Annotated in this window: 21 protein-coding genes; 4 read left to right on the forward strand and 17 right to left on the reverse strand. The window is 72.6% G+C overall.

The features are described from left to right. Positions 1-52: 52 nt before the first annotated feature. Complete coding sequence (locus IE244_RS07815) at positions 53-760, forward strand: ester cyclase (protein ID WP_191871898.1); 708 nt, start codon at positions 53-55, stop codon at positions 758-760. A 57-nt stretch (positions 761-817) separates the two neighbouring features. Here IE244_RS07815 and groL read toward each other — a convergent pair whose 3' ends face one another. The 4 genes from groL to IE244_RS07835 form a co-directional block, all read right to left on the reverse strand. Further along, a complete protein-coding gene (gene groL / locus IE244_RS07820; RefSeq protein ID WP_191871900.1) occupies positions 818-2,443 on the reverse strand; it encodes a chaperonin GroEL in 1,626 nt (541 codons plus the stop codon). Between the two features lie 122 nt (positions 2,444-2,565). Further along, entirely contained in the window at positions 2,566-2,874 is a 309-nt protein-coding gene (gene groES / locus IE244_RS07825) for a co-chaperone GroES (protein WP_020132158.1), read from the reverse strand. A gap of 241 nt (positions 2,875-3,115) precedes the next feature. Next, the gene (locus IE244_RS07830; protein ID WP_191871903.1) at positions 3,116-3,937 is read right to left on the reverse strand and encodes a polysaccharide deacetylase family protein; all 822 of its coding nucleotides are present in this window, start codon (positions 3,935-3,937) and stop codon (positions 3,116-3,118) included. Between the two features lie 197 nt (positions 3,938-4,134). Continuing rightward, a complete protein-coding gene (locus tag IE244_RS07835) occupies positions 4,135-5,046 on the reverse strand; it encodes a polysaccharide deacetylase family protein (protein ID WP_191871905.1) in 912 nt (303 codons plus the stop codon). Positions 5,047-5,136: 90 nt separating this feature from the next. Between IE244_RS07835 and IE244_RS07840 the strand changes: the two genes are divergently transcribed. Then, complete coding sequence (locus IE244_RS07840; RefSeq protein WP_191871907.1) at positions 5,137-6,300, forward strand: class I SAM-dependent methyltransferase; 1,164 nt, start codon at positions 5,137-5,139, stop codon at positions 6,298-6,300. Between the two features lie 16 nt (positions 6,301-6,316). Here IE244_RS07840 and IE244_RS07845 read toward each other — a convergent pair whose 3' ends face one another. From IE244_RS07845 to IE244_RS07855, 3 genes are all read right to left on the reverse strand, one after another. After that, positions 6,317-7,657, reverse strand: a complete 1,341-nt coding sequence (locus IE244_RS07845; RefSeq protein ID WP_191871909.1) for an RNA polymerase sigma factor — start codon at positions 7,655-7,657, stop codon at positions 6,317-6,319. Beyond that, the gene (locus IE244_RS07850) at positions 7,657-8,013 is read right to left on the reverse strand and encodes a YciI family protein (RefSeq protein ID WP_191871911.1); all 357 of its coding nucleotides are present in this window, start codon (positions 8,011-8,013) and stop codon (positions 7,657-7,659) included. Before IE244_RS07850 ends, IE244_RS07845 begins: the two co-directional genes overlap by 1 nt. 178 nt (positions 8,014-8,191) lie before the next feature. Then, positions 8,192-9,247, reverse strand: coding sequence for an LCP family protein (locus tag IE244_RS07855; RefSeq protein ID WP_191872162.1), 1,056 nt, complete (start codon positions 9,245-9,247; stop codon positions 8,192-8,194). A 281-nt stretch (positions 9,248-9,528) separates the two neighbouring features. Here IE244_RS07855 and IE244_RS07860 point away from each other — a divergent pair, with 281 nt between their 5' ends. After that, on the forward strand, positions 9,529-10,413 hold the full coding sequence (locus IE244_RS07860; protein ID WP_229853999.1) for a COG4705 family protein: 885 nt from the start codon (positions 9,529-9,531) through the stop codon (positions 10,411-10,413). A 217-nt stretch (positions 10,414-10,630) separates the two neighbouring features. On the opposite strand, the gene IE244_RS07865 is transcribed toward IE244_RS07860, so the two are convergent. Genes IE244_RS07865 through tsaB form a run of 4 tightly spaced genes read right to left on the reverse strand, consistent with a single transcriptional unit; the run spans position 10,631 to position 13,149 of the window. Beyond that, positions 10,631-10,888 carry a hypothetical protein gene (locus IE244_RS07865; RefSeq protein ID WP_191871913.1) on the reverse strand — a complete coding sequence of 86 codons (258 nt, stop codon included), beginning with the start codon at positions 10,886-10,888 and terminating at the stop codon, positions 10,631-10,633. Continuing rightward, the gene (gene tsaD, locus IE244_RS07870; protein ID WP_031171652.1) at positions 10,885-11,976 is read right to left on the reverse strand and encodes a tRNA (adenosine(37)-N6)-threonylcarbamoyltransferase complex transferase subunit TsaD; all 1,092 of its coding nucleotides are present in this window, start codon (positions 11,974-11,976) and stop codon (positions 10,885-10,887) included. The genes IE244_RS07865 and tsaD overlap by 4 nt, the downstream gene beginning before the upstream one ends. Beyond that, positions 11,969-12,475 carry a ribosomal protein S18-alanine N-acetyltransferase gene (rimI, locus tag IE244_RS07875; protein ID WP_191872163.1) on the reverse strand — a complete coding sequence of 169 codons (507 nt, stop codon included), beginning with the start codon at positions 12,473-12,475 and terminating at the stop codon, positions 11,969-11,971. Before rimI ends, tsaD begins: the two co-directional genes overlap by 8 nt. 17 nt (positions 12,476-12,492) lie before the next feature. Continuing rightward, positions 12,493-13,149, reverse strand: coding sequence for a tRNA (adenosine(37)-N6)-threonylcarbamoyltransferase complex dimerization subunit type 1 TsaB (gene tsaB, locus IE244_RS07880; RefSeq protein WP_031171648.1), 657 nt, complete (start codon positions 13,147-13,149; stop codon positions 12,493-12,495). Between the two features lie 114 nt (positions 13,150-13,263). Here tsaB and IE244_RS07885 point away from each other — a divergent pair, with 114 nt between their 5' ends. Further along, on the forward strand, positions 13,264-13,827 hold the full coding sequence (locus IE244_RS07885) for a hypothetical protein (protein WP_191871914.1): 564 nt from the start codon (positions 13,264-13,266) through the stop codon (positions 13,825-13,827). Here the strand turns inward: IE244_RS07885 and IE244_RS07890 are convergent. The 6 genes from IE244_RS07890 to IE244_RS07915 form a co-directional block, all read right to left on the reverse strand. Next, complete coding sequence (locus IE244_RS07890; protein ID WP_191872171.1) at positions 13,824-14,045, reverse strand: hypothetical protein; 222 nt, start codon at positions 14,043-14,045, stop codon at positions 13,824-13,826. The two genes, IE244_RS07885 and IE244_RS07890, sit on opposite strands and share 4 nt — an antisense overlap. A gap of 126 nt (positions 14,046-14,171) precedes the next feature. Then, on the reverse strand, positions 14,172-14,684 hold the full coding sequence (tsaE, locus tag IE244_RS07895) for a tRNA (adenosine(37)-N6)-threonylcarbamoyltransferase complex ATPase subunit type 1 TsaE (RefSeq protein WP_191871916.1): 513 nt from the start codon (positions 14,682-14,684) through the stop codon (positions 14,172-14,174). Beyond that, complete coding sequence (locus IE244_RS07900) at positions 14,650-15,909, reverse strand: alpha/beta fold hydrolase (protein WP_191871918.1); 1,260 nt, start codon at positions 15,907-15,909, stop codon at positions 14,650-14,652. Before IE244_RS07900 ends, tsaE begins: the two co-directional genes overlap by 35 nt. A gap of 120 nt (positions 15,910-16,029) precedes the next feature. Continuing rightward, positions 16,030-17,196 (reverse strand): alanine racemase, encoded by a 1,167-nt coding sequence (gene alr / locus IE244_RS07905; RefSeq protein WP_191871920.1) that lies wholly within the window; start codon positions 17,194-17,196, stop codon positions 16,030-16,032. A gap of 505 nt (positions 17,197-17,701) precedes the next feature. Continuing rightward, positions 17,702-19,132, reverse strand: coding sequence for an NAD(P)H-hydrate dehydratase (locus IE244_RS07910; RefSeq protein ID WP_191871922.1), 1,431 nt, complete (start codon positions 19,130-19,132; stop codon positions 17,702-17,704). Between the two features lie 45 nt (positions 19,133-19,177). Continuing rightward, positions 19,178-19,549 (reverse strand): holo-ACP synthase, encoded by a 372-nt coding sequence (locus IE244_RS07915; protein WP_191871924.1) that lies wholly within the window; start codon positions 19,547-19,549, stop codon positions 19,178-19,180. Between the last annotated feature and the right edge of the window lie 30 nt (positions 19,550-19,579).

The following is a 19,579-nucleotide window of genomic DNA, read 5'->3' on the forward strand; positions in this document are numbered from 1 at the left end:
TGCGAAAATGAGCATGACGGAAACCGGGCCAGGGGGGCCGGGAGGCGGCGTCATGACCTTCGTACAGCTCATCGAGTGCAGGACGAGCCGGCTGGACGAGATGAACCGGCTGATGGACGACTGGGTCACGCAGACCAGGGGCAGACGGACGGCGACGCACGCGCTGGTCGGCAGGGACCGCTCGGACGCGTCGCACATCGTCGAAGTGGTGGAGTTCCCGTCGTACGCGGAGGCGATGCGGAACTCGAAGCTCCCGGAGACCGGCCAGATCTTCCAGGAGATGGTCGCGTTGTGCGACGAGACGCCGACGTTCATGGACCTGGACGTCGTGCGGGACGAGCGGCTTTCCGAGGACACCGTGCGGCGGTTCTACGGGGCGCTCGCGACCGCGGGCGAGCTGCCCCCGCTCAACGACCTGCTGGACGAGGACGTCCACAGCCACGATCCGGTGAACCCGCAGGACACCATCGGCCTGGACAACGCCCGCGCCGAGTACCGGATGTGGCGCGCCGCCTTCGACTTCACCTTCACCGTCGAGGACGTGCTCGCGCAGGGCGACCGGGCCTGCGCGCGGTGGACGTGGAACGCCACCCACAAAGGGGACTTCCTGGGGATCGCGGCCACGGGCAGGAACGTCACCATGACCGGGATGACGCTCTTCCGCTTCACGGACCACGGCAAGATCGCCGAGACCTGGTGGCAGCACGATCAGCTGGGGCTGATGCAACAGCTCGGCGCGCTGGACGAGTTGGAGCAGTAGACAGGGCGAAGGCCCGGCACCGTGACGGTGCCGGGCCTTCGCTCGGGAGCGCTTGGCTCAGTGGGCGTGGCCGTGGCCGTGGCCCGCGGCGGCCGGCTCTTCCTCTTCCTTCTTCTCGACGACCAGGGTCTCGGTCGTGAGCAGCAGGGAGGCGATGGAGGCGGCGTTCTCCAGGGCGGAGCGGGTGACCTTCACCGGGTCGATGACGCCGGCCTTGACCAGGTCGCCGTACTCGCCGGTGGCGGCGTTGTAGCCCTGCCCCTTCTCCAGGTCCTTGACCTTGGAGACGATGACGTAGCCCTCCTGGCCGGCGTTCTCGCCGATCCAGCGCAGCGGCTCGACCACGGCGTTGCGGACGACCGCGACACCGGTGGCCTCGTCGCCGGTCTTGCCGAGGTTGCCCTCCAGGACCTTGGAGGAGTGGACCAGGGCGGAGCCACCACCGGAGACGATGCCCTCCTCGACCGCGGCGCGGGTCGCGGAGATGGCGTCCTCCAGACGGTGCTTCTTCTCCTTCAGCTCCACCTCGGTGGCGGCGCCGACCTTGATCACGCACACGCCGCCGGCCAGCTTGGCGAGGCGCTCCTGGAGCTTCTCGCGGTCCCAGTCGGAGTCGGTGTTCTCGATCTCGGCCTTGATCTGCGCGACGCGGCCGGTGAGGTCCTCCTGCTTGCCGGCACCCTCGACGATCGTGGTGTCGTCCTTGGTGACGGTGACGCGGCGGGCGGAGCCGAGCACGTCCAGGCCGACCTGGTCGAGCTTGAGGCCGACCTCCTCGGAGATGACCGTGGCGCCGGTGAGGATGGCCATGTCCTGCAGCATCGCCTTGCGGCGGTCGCCGAAGCCGGGGGCCTTGACCGCGACCGCGTTGAAGGTGCCGCGGATCTTGTTGACCACCAGGGTGGAGAGGGCCTCGCCCTCGACGTCCTCGGCGATGATCAGCAGCGGCTTGGAGGCGCCGGCCTGGATGACCTTCTCCAGCAGCGGCAGCAGGTCCTGGATGGAGCTGATCTTGCCCTGGTTGATGAGGATGTACGGGTCGTCGAGGACGGCCTCCATACGCTCCTGGTCCGTCACGAAGTACGGCGACAGGTAGCCCTTGTCGAAGGCCATGCCCTCGGTGAAGTCCAGCTCCAGACCGAAGGTGTTGGACTCCTCGACGGTGATGACACCGTCCTTGCCGACCTTGTCCATCGCCTCGGCGATCAGCTCGCCGACCTGCTGGTCCTGGGCGGACAGCGCGGCGACGGCGGCGATGTCGGACTTCTCGTCGATCGGACGGGCCGTGGCGAGCAGGTCGTCGGAGACGGCCTTGACGGCGGCGTCGATGCCCTTCTTCAGGGCGGCCGGGGAGGCGCCGGCGGCGACGTTCTTCAGGCCCTCGCGCACCAGCGCCTGGGCGAGCACGGTGGCGGTGGTGGTGCCGTCACCAGCGATGTCGTTGGTCTTGGTGGCCACCTCCTTCACCAGCTGGGCGCCGAGGTTCTCGTACGGGTCCTCGATCTCGACCTCGCGGGCGATCGTGACACCGTCGTTGGTGATGGTGGGGGCACCGAACTTCTTGTCGATGACGACGTTGCGGCCGCGGGGGCCGATCGTCACCTTCACCGTGTCGGCCAGCTTGTTGACGCCGCGCTCAAGGGCGCGACGGGCGTCCTCGTCGAACTTCAGAATCTTCGCCATGACAGCGGAAGCCCTCTCGGAAATCTGTGGGTGTAAAGACAACTGCGCCCCGGACGCCCGGCTTCGTTATCGGTCGCGGGGGCCAGGGGCGCAGCTCAAGAGCAAAATGTGCTCGAAGGTGACTACTTCTCGATGATCGCGAGCACGTCGCGAGCCGAGAGGACGAGGTACTCCTCGCCGTTGTACTTCACCTCGGTGCCGCCGTACTTGCTGTAGAGGACGACATCGCCGACCTTGACGTCGAGCGGAAGGCGCTCGCCGTTCTCGAAGCGGCCCGGGCCCACGGCGAGGACGGCGCCCTCCTGGGGCTTCTCCTTCGCGGTGTCCGGGATGACCAGGCCAGAGGCGGTGGTCTGCTCGGCGTCGAGCGGCTGGACCACGATGCGGTCCTCAAGCGGCTTGATGGCAACCTTGGAGCTGGTGGTCGTCACGATCCGACCTCCCCCTTCGGAGATCTCACGGGGTTAACTGTCTGAGGTGGCGACCAGGTGGATCCGTCGTCGCGGGTGCCGGACCTGCCCGTCGCGTGTTGGCACTCTCCAGTGGGGAGTGCCAGAGCCGAGACTATGACTGCGATTAGCACTCGGTCAAGCGGAGTGCCAATGCCGTGCGGCGCGTCGGCCGAATCCGGTCCCCGCCCCGGCCGCGCCGGGCGCCTTTGCGGCCCGGTGGTCAGTTCAGGTAGTCCTCAAGGTGCCCCACCGTCAGTCCCCTCTGCTGGACCTTGCGCAGCACCCGCGCGGTGCGCTCGCGCAGGCTCGGTCCCGTGGTCTCGTCCGGTCCGATCAGGATGATGTCGCCGGGGCGGAGATGGTGTTCGCCGTGGGTGTAGACGAGGTCGGTCGGGGTCATCGCGGCGCGCCACAGGACGACCATGGAGATGCCGCAGTCCGAGGCCGCGTGCAGGGTGGTGGTGTCGTACGAGCCGTACGGCGGGCGGAAGAGGCGGGGGCGCAGGCCGAGGCGGGAGCTGATCCTGTCCTGCTGGCCGCAGATCTCGGCGCGCTGGGCGGCGTAGGGCAGTCCGGACAGGGCACGGTGGTCGAGGGTGTGGTTCTCGATGCCGGCGCCCAGCCGGTGCAGGCGGGCGAAGTGGGCGTAGCCGGGGCCGGCGACGCTGTCGGTGAGGAACATGCTGAGGGGCAGCCGGAGTTCGCGGACCATGTCGACGAAGCGGGGGTCCTTGTCGGCGCCGTCGTCGTAGGTGAGGAAGACGACCCGGTCGCGGGTGGGGACGTGGTCCACCACCCGGGGCAGGACGCGGCCGGAAGTGTGCGGGGTGAGGGCGAGCGCGCGGGCGGCGGGGCTCGGCGGGCGGTCGAGGGGCTCGTTCAGGCCCCAGCGGCGGTAGCCCCGGTCGGTGGCGGGACCGGGCGGGTGCACGCCCTCGGCGGCCCTCTTGCCGAGGCGCTCGATGGGATCGACGGACTGCGCACAGCCGCCGAGCAGCAGAGCCGAGGCAAGCGCCCCGGCCAGCACCCGCCCGGCACCCACCCGGGAACCCTCGAAGGCGGCCCCCGCCCGAGGCACCCGCGAGCCACCGGAGCCGACCGCCTGTGAGTCACCGGAGGCGGCCTTCCCGGGAGGCACCCGTGAGCCCCCGGAGCCCGCCCGGGCGCGGGGCGCCCGCGGGGCGCCGGGGGTGGCCCGGGGCCGGGGTGGCTGGGGGGCCTCCGGGGGCCCCGCGTAGCTCACAGGTAGTCCTCCAGGCGGGCCACGGCGTAGCCCTCGCGGGTGACCTTGTTCAGGAAGCGGCGCATGTCGTCGATCATCGTGCCGTTCCAGTCGGAGCGGCCCCGGAAGTGGGTGAGGACGATGTCGCCGCGGCGCATCTTCTGGTCGTCCTCGCGGTACTCCCAGTGGTCGACGAAGACCTCCTCGTTCCAGATCGGCGCGTAGCGGATGCCGCAGGCCTTGGCGGCGCGCAGGGTGTCCTGGTTGTAGTCGCCGTAGGGCGGGCGGAAGACCGTCGGGCGTCTGCCGAACTGCTTCTCCATGATGTCCTGCATGCCGCAGATCTCGTCCCGCTGTTCCTCGTAGGACAGGCCCGGCAGGTACGGGTGGTGCAGGGTGTGGTTGTTGAGGGTGTGGCCGTAGGACTGCATCCGGCGGAAGTACCCGTAGTCGTCGTTGACCAGGTAGTCACTGAGGAAGGCGGTGTACGGGATCTTCAGCTCCCGCATCATCCGCAGGAAGTCCGGGTCCTTCTCCGAACCGTCGTCGATCGTGAGGAAGACGATCTTCTGCTTGGTGGGGATCGTGGTGAAGACCGGTGGCAGCCACCAGTCCTCCTGGTGGTCCACCTCGAAGCCGGCCCGGGCGGTGATGTGCGGCTTCTTCGCGGGCGGGGGCGGCGGCGTCAGCGGGACCTGGTCCAGCCCCCAGCGTCTGGCGGCGGCGACCAGGCGGGCGTGTTCGGCGGCCTGGCGGGCCTGGGGGCTCAGCGCCTGCGCGGGGCCGCCCCGGCCGGGCGCGGAGCGGGTCGCCTCGGGGCCGGCACAGCCGGCGAGGAGAGCGGTGCAGAGCAACGCGACGGCTCCCCGGCGGAGGACCGGACGTCCGATGCGAGTCTGATTTTTATCGTTTTGTACGATTACCTGCATGGTGCCGGATCCTCCCAGGCCAGGGCCCCGGTGCCGGGCCGACACCGCCGCCGGAGGCGCACGATCCACCGACTGGCCCACAATGACCCGGTGAACGACCTCGCTCTGCTCCTCAGCCCCGAAGGCCGTGCCCTCCTCGACGAGGTCCGCGACACCGCCCCGGCGGACGAACTCGCCGTCGCCACCCGGCTGCGCCGCGACCACCCCGCCGCACTGGTGTCGGCCGCGCTCGGCCAGGCCCGGCTGCGGCAGCGGGCGGCGGCGAAGTTCGGGACGGCGGACGCGGGGCGGATGTTCTTCACGCCGAACGGGGTCGAGCAGTCGACGCGCACCAGCGTGGCGACGTACCGCGCGGAGCGGATGCGGGGCCTCGGCGTGACCTCCGTGGCCGACCTGTGCTGCGGGATCGGCGGGGACGCGATCGCGCTCGCGCGGGCGGGGATCCGGGTACTCGCCGTGGACCGGGATCCGATGACGGCCGCGGTGGCGCGGGCGAACGCCGAGGAGCTCGGGCTGGGCGAGCTGATCGAGGTGCGCGAGGCGGACGTCACGGAGGTCGACACCGCCGGGTACGACGCGGTCTTCGTGGATCCGGCGCGCCGCGGGGGCCGCGGCCGGATCTTCGACCCGGAGGCGTACTCACCGCCGCTGTCCTGGGCGGTGCAAGCCGCCTCGGCCGCCGGCACGGCCGCGCTGAAGATCGCTCCGGGCGTCCCCCACGAGGCGGTCCCCGCCGAGGCCGAGGCGGAGTGGATCTCCGACGGCGGCGATGTGAAGGAAGCGGTGCTGTGGTTCGGCACGGGAGCGCCGGGAACGGTGCGCGCCACGCTGCTGCCCGGCCCGCGCACGCTGCTCGGCCGGGGCCTGCCCGATCCCGGGGTGCGCCCGGTGGGGCGGTACCTGTACGAGCCGGACGGCGCCGTGATCCGCGCCCATCTGGTCGCGGAGGTGGCCGAACACCTGGACGGCGGGCTGATCGACCCCACGATCGCCTACGTCACCGCCGACGGGCTGCGGCCCACGCCGTACGCCTCCGCCTACGAGATCACCGACCAACTCCCCTTCAACGTCAAGAAGTTGAAGGCTCTGCTGCGCGAGCGCGAGGTCGGCACGCTGACCGTGAAGAAGCGCGGGTCGGCGGTCGAGCCGGAGGAGCTGCGCAGGAAGGTCAAGCCGCAGGGACCCAACGCGGCGACGGTGTTCCTCACCCGGGTCGCCGGGGCGCCCACGATGCTCGTGGGCGGGCCCGCCTAGTGGCCCTGCCGGGGCACTAGGACGGAAGCGCACCGGCCCGGCGCAGCAGCAGCGCGCGTTCCCTCTCGTTGCGGGCGAGGCCGGCCGCCCGCTCGAACTCCGCGCGCGCCTGAGCCGTACGCCCGAGCCGGGCCAGCAGATCGCCGCGGACGCTGGGCAGCAGGTGGTAGTCGCGCAGGGCGGGTTCGGCGGCCAGGGCGTCCACCAGCCGCAGGCCCTCGGCCGGGCCGTCGGCCATCGACACGGCGACCGCGCGGTTCAGCTCGACCACCGGGGACGGGGCGCGGGCGGCCAGCAGGCCGTAGAGGGTGGCGATGGCGCGCCAGTCGGTCTCCTCGTAGCGGTGGGCGTGCGCGTGGCACGCGGCGATGGCCGCCTGCAGGGCGTAGGGGCCCGGGGCGCCGGTCGCCGTGGCGTCGGCGCGGTCGAGGGCACGGATGCCGCGCGCGATGAGCAGGCGGCTCCAGCGGCGCCGGTTCTGGTCCTTGAGCAGGACCGGCTCGCCGTCCGGACCCGTGCGGGCGGCCGTGCGGGAGGCCTGGAACTCCAGCAGCGCGGTCAGGCCGTGCACCTCCGGCTCCTTGGGCATCAGCGCGGACAGGACGCGGGCCAGGCGCAGCGCGTCCTCGCACAGCCCGGGGCGCAGCAGGTCGTCGCCGGCGGTCGCCGCGTAGCCCTCGTTGAAGATCAGGTAGATGACGTCCAGGACGGAGCCGAGGCGGGCCTCGCGGTCGGGTCCGCAGGGCACCTCGAAGGCGATGTTCTTCTTCGCCAGGGTGCGTTTGGCGCGGACGATGCGCTGGGCGATCGTCGCCTCCGGCACGAGGTGGGCGCGGGCGATCTCAGCGGTGGTCAGGCCGCCGAGCAGCCTCAGGGTGAGCGCGGTGCGGGCGTCCGGGGACAGCACCGGGTGGCAGGTGGTGAAGACGAGCCGGAGCAGGTCGTCGTCGATGCCGTCGGGGTCGGCGGGCTCGTCGTACGGGGGCGGGGACGACTGCACGCGGTCCCGGCCGATCTCCTGCAGCTTGCGGGCGTAGGTCTCGCGGCGCCGGACCAGGTCGACGGCGCGGTGCCGGGCGGTGGCCATGAGCCAGGCGCCCGGGTTGTCGGGCACGCCGTCGCGGGGCCACTGCTCCAGGGCGGCGACCAGCGCGTCCTGGGCCAGTTCCTCGGCGATGCCGACGTCCCGCACGATCCGGGCCACCCCGGCGATGACGCGGGGTGACTCCAGGCGGAAGACGGTCTCGATGGCGTGGGCGGCTGCGGGCCCGGGTGCTGCGGGGGCGTGCGCCGCGGTGGGCTGTGGTTCCACAGCCCACCATGCAACACCCCCGTACGGCACCGGCGCCAGGCGCATCAGCCCTCGGCGATCTCACGCACCTCACAGGTCACGGTCCAGAAGTCCTCGTGGACCTGCAGGAACCGCTTGGTCCACTCCAGAGCCTCGGCCTTGTCCTTGCACTGCATGAGGGCGTAGCCGCCGATGGCCTCCTTGGTCTCGGTGAACGGCCCGTCGGTGACGGAGATCTTGCCGCCCTCCCAGCGCACCCGGGTGCCCTGGGCGGACGGGGTGAGCCCGGCGGTGTCGAGCATCACGCCGGCCTTGGTGATCTCCTCGATCAGCTCGCCCATCCGCTGCATCAGCTCCGCGCTGGGGCCCTCGGCGGGGGCGGAGGACTCGTCGATGCGCACGAGCGACAGATAGCGGGGCATGGTGACTCCTTCGGTCGGGGCGGCGGGGTCCGTCCCCGCCGCTCACCCATGTGTCGAACGGGAGACACCCGGATCGACACGTTCACCGAAGATTTTTTCCGCGGGCGTCCGCGCAGGCACCGGACCGCGCCGTCGTCGCCGTCCTCGCCGGTCGCGGAGGACGGCGGGGGTCCACCGGTCAGCGCAGGGACGCCCACAGCTCGCTCGCCGCGGGCTCCTTCGCGATCACCCGGTTGGGGTCGGAGGGGGCCGTGACGACCGGCATCATCACCGTCTTCACACGGTCTGCGGTCAGGCCCTTCAGGCTCTGCCCGAGCCGCGTCAGCTCGGGCAGTGAGTCCAGGCCGGTGTCGGTGGTGAGGCCGGCGGTGACCGCGTCGGCCGCCCGGTACAGCCTGGCCGGGTCGGTGAGCAGGTTCGTGGCCGCCAGCCGCGCCGACAGGGCCTTCACCAGCTGCTGCTGCAGCCCTATCCGGCCGAGGTCGCTGCCGTCGCCTATGCCGTGCCGGGTGCGGGCGAGCGCCAGGGCCCGCTTGCCGTCCAGATGGTGGGCGCCGGCCTTGAGGTGCAGATGGCTCATGTCGTCGTCGATGTCCTGCGCGGTGGTGACGTCGACCCCGCCGAGCGCGTCCACCAGCCGCGCGAAGCCGGAGAAGTCGATCTCGATGCAGTGGTCCATGCGGACGTTCGTGATCGACTCGACCGTCTTGACGGCACAGACCGGGCCGCCCACCTCGTACGCGGTGTTGAACATCGCGCTGTGGGCCACCGCCGTCGAACCGCCGGAGGCGAGCGGGCAGGACGGGCGGGTGACGAGGGTGTCGCGCGGGATGCTGACGACGGTGGCCCGGGTACGACCCGCGTCGATGTGGACGACCATCGCCGTGTCGGAGCGGGCGCCGGAGCTGTCGCCGCCGCCGAGTTCCCCGTTGGCCTTGCCGCTGCGCGAGTCCGAGCCCAGGACCAGGATGTTCAGTGAACCGGTGGGCAGCGGCGCAGCGGCGGCCGAGGCACTCGGGGACGGGTTGACCACCGCCCGGGCGGGCCGGTCGTCGCCGAGCGCGCTGTTGATGTCGACGCTCGTGATGTTGTGGTTCAGATGCCAGTACGCCCAGCCCACCGCGGTCGCGCCCAGCACCAGGGTGCCCGTCAGGGTGAGGCCGACGATCTTCAGCGCTCTCGACCGCCGGCCCACCGGTCCGCCCGCGTCCCCTTGCTCCCCGTGCTGCCCCATGCGTCGCGTCACGGCAGGAACGTAAGTCCGAATTATTAGGGGACTGTTAGCGGAAGCCGTGAGAATCGCCTTTCTTCGGAAATTCTCATGGTGGCCTCGGTGGCGAGGCGGAGGTGTCCGGGGGAACTGATTGAACCCCGAGGGGCGGGTGGAACGTATTGAGCCATGGCGGAAGCACAGCTACCTCCCTTCCGCAAGACCCCTGACATGGGCGTTCAGGATGGGTTCAGGTTGCCCCTGGCAGGGTCGTCGATCACCTGCCCCCCCTCACAGGAGCCTCCTTGACGACCACATCCGTGATGAAGAAGCTGCCCGAGGTCACCCTCGCGTTCTGGGTCATGAAGATCGCGGCGACGACGCTGGGCGAGACCGCGGGCGATCTGTTCGCCCAGACGCTGAGGCTCGGCTACTTCCTCACCACCCTCGCCCTGTTCCTGGTCTTCGTGGTGACGCTGGTGGTGCAGCTGCGCTCGTCCCGCTACAACCCGTTCTTCTACTGGACCGTGATCCTGTCGACCTCCATGGCCGGCACCACGATGTCCGACTTCATGAACCGGGACGCCAGCGCCAAGTACCTCTCGGGCGGCGCGACGAAGCTGGGCTGGGGGCCGCAGGGTCTGGGCCTCGGCTATCCGGAGGGCGCCGCGATCCTGATCTCGATCCTGCTGCTGATCTTCCTCGGCTGGAAGCTGAGCGGGATGACCTTCCAGATCACCGAGATCGTCACCTTCCGGGGCGAGGCCCTGTTCTGGTCGGCGATCCTGGTCTCCAACACCCTCGGCACCTCGATGGGCGACTTCCTCTCCGACAGCTCCGGCCTCGGCTACCTGGGCGGAGCGGCGCTGGTGACCGGCGTCCTGCTGGTCCTGGTGGCGCTGATGAAGGTCCCGGCCGTGCCGAACGTCCTGCTGTTCTGGATCGCGTTCGTCCTGACCCGCCCGCTGGGCGCCACGGCCGGCGACTTCCTGACCAAGCCGGTCGCCAAGGGCGGCCTGGACCTGGGTACGGCCGGTTCCTCGGCGGTGCTGCTCGCGGTGCTGTTCGGGCTGATGGCGTACGCGCAGGTCAAGGAGCGGCGGGCGGCGACGGCCCCGGAGCCGGCGCTCCCGGAGCCGGCGCTCCCGGGGACGGAGCCGGCCCGCGCGGAGGAGGCCGGCCGCCGGTGAGACGCGAAACCCCGCCCCGGGAAGCCGGGGCGGGGTTTCGGATGGAGCGCCGGGCAGGCCTTGCACCTACATCTCCCCGCAGGAAGCGGGACGTCTTTCCTTGGACCACCAACGCACTGCGTCCGGGGCGGAGTTCCGATGCCGATGTCTCGACTTCGGTGTTCCGGCCGTTCGCGGTGTGATGATCATAGGACAGTCCGGCCGGGGCTGCCAAACCTCAGCCGTCCGCCACCGACTCGAACCGCCAGCGGTGCACGGCCCGGGTCACCAACCCCGGCGCCGGCTCGGGAAGTTCGGGCAGCTCGGCGTCGTACGACGCGTCCCACCAGGTGATGACCAGCACCCGGTCCTGCGGCGCCCGGAAGGTCTCGCGCCTGAGCGGCTCCTCCGCCAGGCGCTGTTCCCGCGCCCAGGCGAGGAGTTCCGCCCCCCGCCCGTCGGCCGCCCGCGCTTCCCACATCAAGGCGACGGTCACGAGTACAGGTTCTCCTTGCTGACCTCGTGCACATGGTCGTGGTCGTGGCCCGGCACATGCGGGTCCGTGACCGGCAGGGAGGAGTCGGCCGACAGGTCCCAGCTGGAGGCGGCCCGGTTGCGGGCCACCATCTCGGCGCCGAGCGCGGCCACCATCGCACCGTTGTCCGTGCACAGCTTGGGGCGCGGCACGCGCAGCCGGATGCCGGCCGCCTCGCAGCGCTCCTGGGCCAGCGCACGCAGCCGGGAGTTGGCCGCGACACCGCCGCCGATCATCAGGTGGTCGACGCCCTCGTCCTTGCAGGCACGCACGGCCTTGCGGGTCAGCACGTCGACGACGGCCTCCTGGAAGGAGGCGGCCACGTCACGGACCGGGACCTCCTCACCGGCCGCGCGCCTGGCCTCGATCCAGCGGGCCACGGCCGTCTTCAGACCGGAGAAGGAGAAGTCGTACGCCGGATCACGCGGGCCGGTCAGGCCGCGCGGGAAGGCGATCGCCTCCGGGTCGCCCTCGCGCGCGTACCGGTCGATGACCGGTCCGCCGGGGAAGCCCAGGTTCAGCACGCGGGCGATCTTGTCGAAGGCCTCGCCCGCCGCGTCGTCGATGGTCGAGCCCATGGGCCGCACGTCGGAGGTGATGTCCTCGGACAGCAGCAGCGAGGAGTGGCCGCCGCTCACCAGCAGGGCCATCGTCGGCTCGGGCAGCGGGCCGTGCTCCAGCTGGTCGACGCAGATGTGCGAGGCGAGGTGGTTGACGCCGTACAGGGGCTTGCCGAGGGCGTAGGCGTACGCCTTGGCCGCCGACACGCCGACGAGCAGGGCGCCCGCGAGGCCGGGACCGGCGGTCACCGCGATGCCGTCCAGGTCCCTGGCGCTGACCCCGGCCTCCTTCAGGGCGCGGTCGATGGTGGGGACCATGGCCTCCAGGTGCGCGCGGGAGGCCACCTCCGGTACGACACCGCCGAAGCGGGCGTGCTCGTCCACGCTGGAGGCGACGGCGTCCGCCAGCAGGGTGGTGCCGCGGACGATGCCGACGCCGGTCTCGTCACAGGAGGTCTCGATGCCGAGGACGAGCGGTTCGTCAGCCATTGATCTCGGTTCCTTGTTCTGAATCTGAGGAAGCGCCCGCGGCGGAGCCGCCGTCGGACGCTGTGGTCAGCCGCATGACCAGGGCGTCCACATTGCCCGGCTGGTAGTAGCCGCGCCGGAAGCCGATGGGTTCGAAGCCGAAGCGCTCGTAGAGCTTCTGGGCGCGGACGTTGTCGACCCGGCACTCCAGCAGCACCTCGTGGCACTCGAACGAGGTCGCCGCGCGCAGCAGTTCGGCCAGCAGCCGGCCGCCGAGGCCGGTGCCCTGGAGGCCACGGGCGACGGCGATGGTCTGCACGTCGCCCTGGTCGCCGGAGGCGGCGAGCCCGGCGTAGCCGGCGATCCGGCCGTTCTCGTCCTCGGCCACGAGATAGCACCGGGTCGCCCCGGCGCCCCGGGAGTGTGCCAGCTCGGACCAGAACATGCCCCGCGACCAGGTGTCCTCGGGGAACAGGTCCTTCTCCAGCTCCAGGACCGGGTCGATGTCCCACCAGCGCATCTCGCGCAGTCGCACGGTCACTTCGGTGTGACCACCTTGTAGTTCTTGGGGACCTGGGCGTCCGGGCGGCGCAGGTACAGCGGACGGGGGGCCGGCAGCTCCTCGCCGGCGGCCAGCTTCCCGGCCGCGAGCGAGGCGAGGGCGGCCGCCGAGACATGCTCGGGTTCGTGGACTCTCGGGAACGTGTCCGGGTAGAGCAGCGCGCCCGCGCCGACCGCCGGAAGGCCGGCGACCTGCTCGGCGATGTCGGCGGGCCGGTCCACGGCCGGGTCGGTCAGCCGGGTCCGGGAGTCGGCGTACGTCGCCCAGTAGACCTCCTTGCGCCGGGCGTCGGTCGCCACGACGAAGGGGCCCTTCTCGATGTCGGCTGCGTAGGCGAGGCCGTCCAGCGTGCACACGCCATGCACCGGGACGCCGAGGGCGAGACCGAAGGTGTCGGCGGTCATCAGACCGACGCGCAGTCCGGTGTAGGGGCCGGGTCCGATGCCGACGACGACGCCGGTGACGGCGTCCAGTCTGAGCCCGGCCTCGGCGAGCACGCGGTCGACGGCCGGCAGCAGCAGCTCCCCGTGCCGACGCGCGTCCACCTGGCTCGACGAGGCGACGACGTCCGCGCCGTCGTGCAGCGCGACGGTGACGGCGGGTGTTGCGGTATCCAGAGCGAGCAAGAGCACGCAAACAGCCTACGGCGCCCACGGCTCACGCATGGCCGCCCGGGTCGAACGGTCACCGGCTGCTACGGTCTGTACGAAGTACGACATATGCACACGAAGCGGAGGTGAGTGCACGTGGCAGGGACCAGCTCGGGCATCGTGGCCGCCCTCACCGCGGCGGCTCTCGGAGCCGTCGGCTTCCTCGCCTACCAGGCCCACGCGACCGCCCCGGCGAGTCTGGGCGTCCGGCCCGCGGCGGGCGCGCCGCCCCTGGCGACCGCCGGCAAGGCGCCGCGCGACCGCCGCCACCCGACCGCCCTGCCGCGCGGCTCCGGGTGGGGGGAACGCGTCGTGTACTCGCTGGACGACGACCGGGTCTGGCTGGTCGGTGCGACGAACCGGGTGCAGCGCACCTTCCGGGTGAACCCGGGCAACATCGACCCGCCGATCGGCACGTACTGGGTCACGTCCCGCTCCAGCGCGGTCACCGGCAGCGACGGTGTCCCCGTCGAGCACGTCGTGCGGTTCACCAGCATGGACGGGCTGGCGATCGGCTTCAGCGCGGCGGTCGGCAACGGGGAGCCGCAGACCGGAGCCGAGCGCAGCGCGAGGACGGGCGGGATCCGGGAGACACGGGTGAACGGCGACGCGATGTGGGCCTTCGCGACGATCGGCGTGCGGGTCGTGGTGATTCGCTAGGCGCAGCGCCGCGCGGCGACGTCGGGCGCCTGCTGCCTGGAGGCCTGCTGCTTGGGCGTCTGCTGCTTCGCGGTGACCCCTGGCGCCGTCCCCCGCACCCCCTCGGGGCGCTCCTCAGCGGCCTTGGGCGGGATGGAGACCTCTTGCGCCGCGGCGCACGAGGCCAGGAGGTCGCGCATGGACACCCCTGCGACCACTGCGGGACGGGGCTCGGGCATGGACGCCTCCTGATGCGCGGGGGCGGGCGTGGTTAGGCACGCCTAACCACGGGCTGGATACCATGTGACCACGCCCGGGACGTCCTGCGCAATATGTTGCCGACGGCCTGTCGGAATCCTCGTGCCTCAGGCCGTGAGCGTCTCCAGGCCGGCCTCGGCCCAGCGCTCCCCCAGCCCGCTCAGCGTCACGTGCCGCACCTCGTCGGTGGTGTCTCCGACGGCGCGGTGGATGACGACCTGCAGGCGGTCCTCGGTCAGCTCCTCGACCTTGCCCTCGCCCCATTCCACGACGATCACCGACTCGGGCAGCGAGACGTCGAGGTCCAGGTCCTCCATCTCGTCCAGGCCGCCGCCGAGCCGGTAGGCGTCGACGTGGACGAGGGGCGGACCGTCGCCGAGGGAGGGATGGACCCGGGCGATCACGAAGGTCGGCGAGGTGACCGCGCCGCGCACGCCGAGGCCCTCGCCGAGCCCGCGGGTCAGCGTGGTCTTGCCCGCGCCCAGCTCGCCGCTGAGCATCACCAGGTCACCCGCGCGCAGCAGCTTGGCCAGGAGGCGGCCCAGCTCCCGCATCTGCTCGGGTGAGGTGATCGTCAGCCGGGTCTCAGCGGGGTCGTGCGCTACTGCTGGTGCTTCCATAGCCAGTAACGGTAGCTCCTGCGGGCACCGCACCCGCACGGGTGAGCAGGTCGGCGAGGCGGTCGGTGACCACTTCCGGGTGCTCCAGCATCACCAGGTGCCCGGCGTCCGGGACGAGGACCAGCTCGGCTTCGGGCAGCAGGTCGGCGATGGCCTCGCTGTGCTCGCTGGGCGTGACCAGGTCCCGGACGCCGGCCAGCACGAGCACCGGCATGGTGCGGAAGCAGGCGAGCGCCTCGGTCTTGTCGTGGTCGGTGAACGCCGGGTAGAACTCGGCGACCACGTCGATCGGCGTGGACTCGATCATCCGCTCCGCGAACCGCTCCACGGCCGGGTCGACGTCCCGCCCGGCGAACGAGTACCGCTTGATGATCCCGGCGAACAGGTCGGCGGTGGCCCGGCGCCCCTTCTCCACCAGCTCCGCCTGCTGTCCGAGCGCCTTCAGCACCCCGGGCAGGATCCGGCGCACCGCGTTGACGCCGGCGACGGGCAGCCCGAAGTTGACCTCGCCGAGCCGCCCGGACGACGTGCCCACCAAGGCGGTGGCGACGACCCGCTCCTCGATCAGCTCGGGGAACTGGGCGGCGAGGGCCATCATGGTCATGCCGCCCATCGAGTGGCCGACCAGCACGATCGGCCCCTCCGGTACGGCGGCGTCGAGGACGGCCTTCAGATCGCGGCCGAGCTGGTCGATGGTGACCGGCACCCGGTCCCGGGTCTGGGCCACACCCCGCCCGGACCGGCCGTGGCTGCGCTGGTCCCAGTGCACGGTCCGCACCACCCCGCGCAGGGCCGCCCGCTGGAAGTGCCAGGAGTCCTGGCTGAGGCAGTAGCCGTGGCAGAAGACCACGGTGACCGGCGCGGGCGCCTTGCGGCCGAACAGCCGGCGGCGGCGCGGGGAGACGTTCGGCCCCGGATCGGGCTCGGCCTCGTCGACCTCGTAGTACAGCTCGGTGCCGTCGTCGGCGTACGCCTTGCCGGGGGTGCCGCGCAGGGTGCCGTAGGGGCCCGCGGAGTCCAGCGCCAGCCGCGCCTTCCTGCGCATGCCCCGGCCCACCGTCATCCGCTCGACGGCCACGCCGGCCGCCGCGCCCGCGGCGAGCACGCCTATCGCGGCACCGGCGATGCCGGTCGCCCTGCGCCAGCTCCCGGCCGCCCCCGCAGCGGAGGCGGCGGCCGCCGAGGCGACGACGTCCGCCACGGCCTCCGCACTGCTCTCGCTCACGTACCGCTCCTCTTCGCCGTACTGCAGTTCGCCTGGGTGGGTGAAACGGATGAAACCTGTGGTGCTGGTGTGATGCGGGACTGCTGTTGTTGCCGAGGTGACCGTGCCGCTCGCGGACGGTTACCCCAGTTCTTCCCCGTTCACATAGACGCGGGGAACCCGGGTTCCGATGCGGGTGACGATTTCGTACGCGATCGTGCCGCAGGCCTGCGCCCAGTCCTCGGCGGTGGGCTCACCCCGGTCGCCGGGCCCGAACAGCACCGCCTCCGCTCCCACCGGGGGCTCGTCGCCGCCCAGGTCGACCACGAACTGGTCCATGGCGACCCGCCCGGCGACGGTCCGCCACTTGCCGTCGACCAGCACCGGACCGGTACCGGAGGCGTGCCGGGGGATGCCGTCCGCGTAGCCGACCGGCACGAGGCCGAGCGTGGTCTCGCCGGGCGTGACGTAGTGGTGGCCGTAGCTGACCCCGTGCCCGCCCGGGACGTGCTTGACCAGCGCCAAGGAGGCGCTGAGCGTCATGGCGGGCCGCAGGCCGAAGTCGGCGGGGGTGCCCAGCTCCGGGCTCGGCGAGATGCCGTACATGGCGATGCCCGTGCGGACGAGATCGAAGTGGGTCTCGGGCAGCGTGAGCGTGGCGGGCGAGTTGGCGATGTGCCGCACCTCGGGCCGCACGCCCTGCTCCTCGGCGTACGCCAGCATCTGCCGGAAACGGTCCAGTTGGGCGGCGATGGACGGATGCCCGGGCTCGTCGGCGCACGCGAAGTGCGACCACAGCCCGGTCACCCTCACCAGCCCCTCGGCCTCGGCGCGCAGCGCCTCGGCGACGAGTTCGGGCCAGTCGGCCGGCTGGCAGCCGTTGCGGCCGAGGCCGGTGTCGGCCTTCAGCTGCACGCGCGCGGTGCGCCCGGTCTCGCGGGCGGCCGCCACGACCTCCCGCAGGGCCCACAGACCGCTCAGGGACACGTCGAGGTCGGCCTCCAGCGCCTGCCGCCAGGGGCCGCCCGGCACCCACAGCCAGCACAGGATCGGGCCCGGCAGCCCGGCCGCGCGCAGCGCGAGGGCCTCCTCGGGTGTGGCCGTGCCGAGCCAGGTCGCGCCCGCCGCCAGGGCCGCGCGGGCACACGGCAGCGCCCCGTGGCCGTAGCCGTCGGACTTGACCACGGCCATCAGGGCCGCGTCCTTCGCCCGGGCACGCAGGGCACGCACATTGGCCCGCAGGGCGCCCAGGTCGATCTCGGCGCGGGCGCGCAGGGGGGCGGTCGGCACAGTCGCAGTCTCACTCATCGCGCCCCCAGTCTCTCAGAGGGCCGTACGGGCCCCGGCGTGCACTGTCGGGTACCCGGTCAGGTGCCCGGCCTCCGCCCCCCTACATGGACGTAGTCGTACCTGGACGCACAAGGACTGACACACCGTCTACGGCAGCGTCTGCGGCACCGCGGCACCCCGGGACGCGCTTCGTCCGCTGATCAGGCGATCGGCCGCACGTGCGACCCCGCGCGCTCGGCGGTGCCGCGCAGGCCGGGTCGTCCGGGAGGACCTGGACCCACCCCGTTCGGCACCCGAGCGCGGTTCGCCCGGCGGGGCGGGGACGCGAGGGGACTCCCGGCGCCCCCGGCGCAGGAGCTCCACGCCCTGCCCGGCCCCGTGACGCTGCTGTCCGGTCCGCCGTACACGGTGCCGACGGCGGTCACCCCCGGGCGCCAACCGGCCGGTCCGGCGGGGCTTTCCGCAGCCGGCGCCGGCGGCCGTCTCCGCGAAGACCCGGTCACCCGCGGCCCACCGCTCACGCTCAGTCCCGGACGTCCCTCCAGGCCCGTGGAATCCACGCGGCCACGTCATGCGCCCCCACCGGCGCCCCCTGCGCCGCGAACCGCCCGGCGAGCCCGTGCAGATACGCCGCCACGCTCCCCGCGTCCCGGGCCGGCAGCCCCGCCGCCAGCAGCGACCCGGCGAGCCCGGACAACACGTCACCGCTGCCCGCCGTGGCCAGCCACGGCGTCCCCGTCGCGTTCACCCGCACCGCCCCGCCCCCCGAGTCGGCCACCAGCGTGGTCGACCCCTTCAGCAGCACGGTCGCCCGGTACACCGCCGCCAGCTCCCGCACCGCGGCCAGCCGGGCCTCCTCGACCTCCTCCCGCCGCACCCCGAGCAGCGCGGCGGCCTCTCCCGCGTGCGGGGTCATCAGCGTCGGCGCCGTACGCCCGCGCACCGCGTCCCGCTCGGCCAGCCGCAGCCCGTCCGCGTCGACCAGCACCGGCACGTCCGCGTCCAGCACCTCGGCCACGGTCGCCGCGTCGTCACCCGCCCCCGGCCCGACCACCCAGGCCTGCACCCGCCCGGCCCGGGCGGGCCCGGCGTCGGACACGAGGGTCTCCGGGAAGCGGGCGATGACCGCCTCCCCCGCCGGACCGACGTACCGTACGGCGCCCGCCCCGCCGCGCAGCGCCCCGGACACGGCCAGCACGGCGGCCCCGGGGTAGCGCGCGGACCCGGCGGCGATCCCCACGACCCCCCGCCGGTACTTGTCGCTCTCCGCCACCGGCACGGGCAGCAGCCGCGCGACCTCGGCATGCTGCAGGGCCTCCAGTGCGGCCTCGCGGGGCAGTTCCAGCCCGATGTCGACGAGCCGTACGACCCCGGCGTACTCCCGAGCCGGATCGATCAGCAGTCCGGGCTTCCAGGTGCCGAAGGTGACGGTGAGGTCGGCCCGGACCGCGGCCCCCCGCACCTGCCCGGTGTCGGCCTCGACCCCGCTGGGCAGGTCCACGGCCACCACGGCGGCCCGGGAGCGCTCCACCGCCCCCGCGAGCTTCTCGGCTTCGGGCCGCAACCCGCCCTTGCCGCCGATCCCCACGATCCCGTCGACGACGAGGTCGGCCCGCTCGATCAGCGCGTCGACGGCGTCGGACGCGGCGACGGACCCCCCGGCCCGGCGCAGAGCGGTGAGCCCCGCGGCGTGCGCCCGCTCGGGCGCCAGGAGTACGGCCGTGACACCGGCTCCCCGCCGGGCCAGCCGCGCCCCGGCGTACAGCGCGTCCCCGCCGTTGTCCCCGCTGCCGACGAGCAGCACCACCCGGCTGCCGTACACCCGTCCGAGCAACTCGGCGCAGGCGGCGGCCAGGCCCGCGGCGGCCCGCTGCATCAGGGCACCCTCCGGCAGCCGCGCCATCAGTGCGCGTTCGGCCGCCCTTACCGTCTCCACGCTGTACGCAGTACGCATGGCACCGAGTCTGCCCCGCGACCGCGGTCGTCCACACCCGGGCGCTCAGCCCTCCGCGACCACCACGGCCGAGGCGACCCCGGCGTCATGGCTGAGCGACACATGCCAGGACCGCACGCCCAGTTCCGCGGCCCGGGCCGCCACGGTCCCCGTCACCCGCAGCCGCGGCTGCCCGCTGTCCTCGACGTACACCTCGGCGTCGGTCCAGTGCAGTCCGGGCGGCGCCCCGAGCGCCTTCGCCAGCGCCTCCTTGGCGGCGAACCGCACCGCGAGCGAGGCGATCCCGCGCCGCTCGCCGCTGGGCAGCAGCAGCTCCCGTTCCACGAACAGCCGGTCGGCCAGGCCCGGCGTCCGGTCCAGCGAGGCACGGAACCGGTCGATCTCGGCGACGTCGATCCCCACTCCGATGATGCTCATGCCGGGCAGCCTACGAGCGCCGGCCCGGTG

The organism is Streptomyces filipinensis, assembly GCF_014649495.1.
GTDB lineage: Bacteria > Actinomycetota > Actinomycetes > Streptomycetales > Streptomycetaceae > Streptomyces > Streptomyces filipinensis.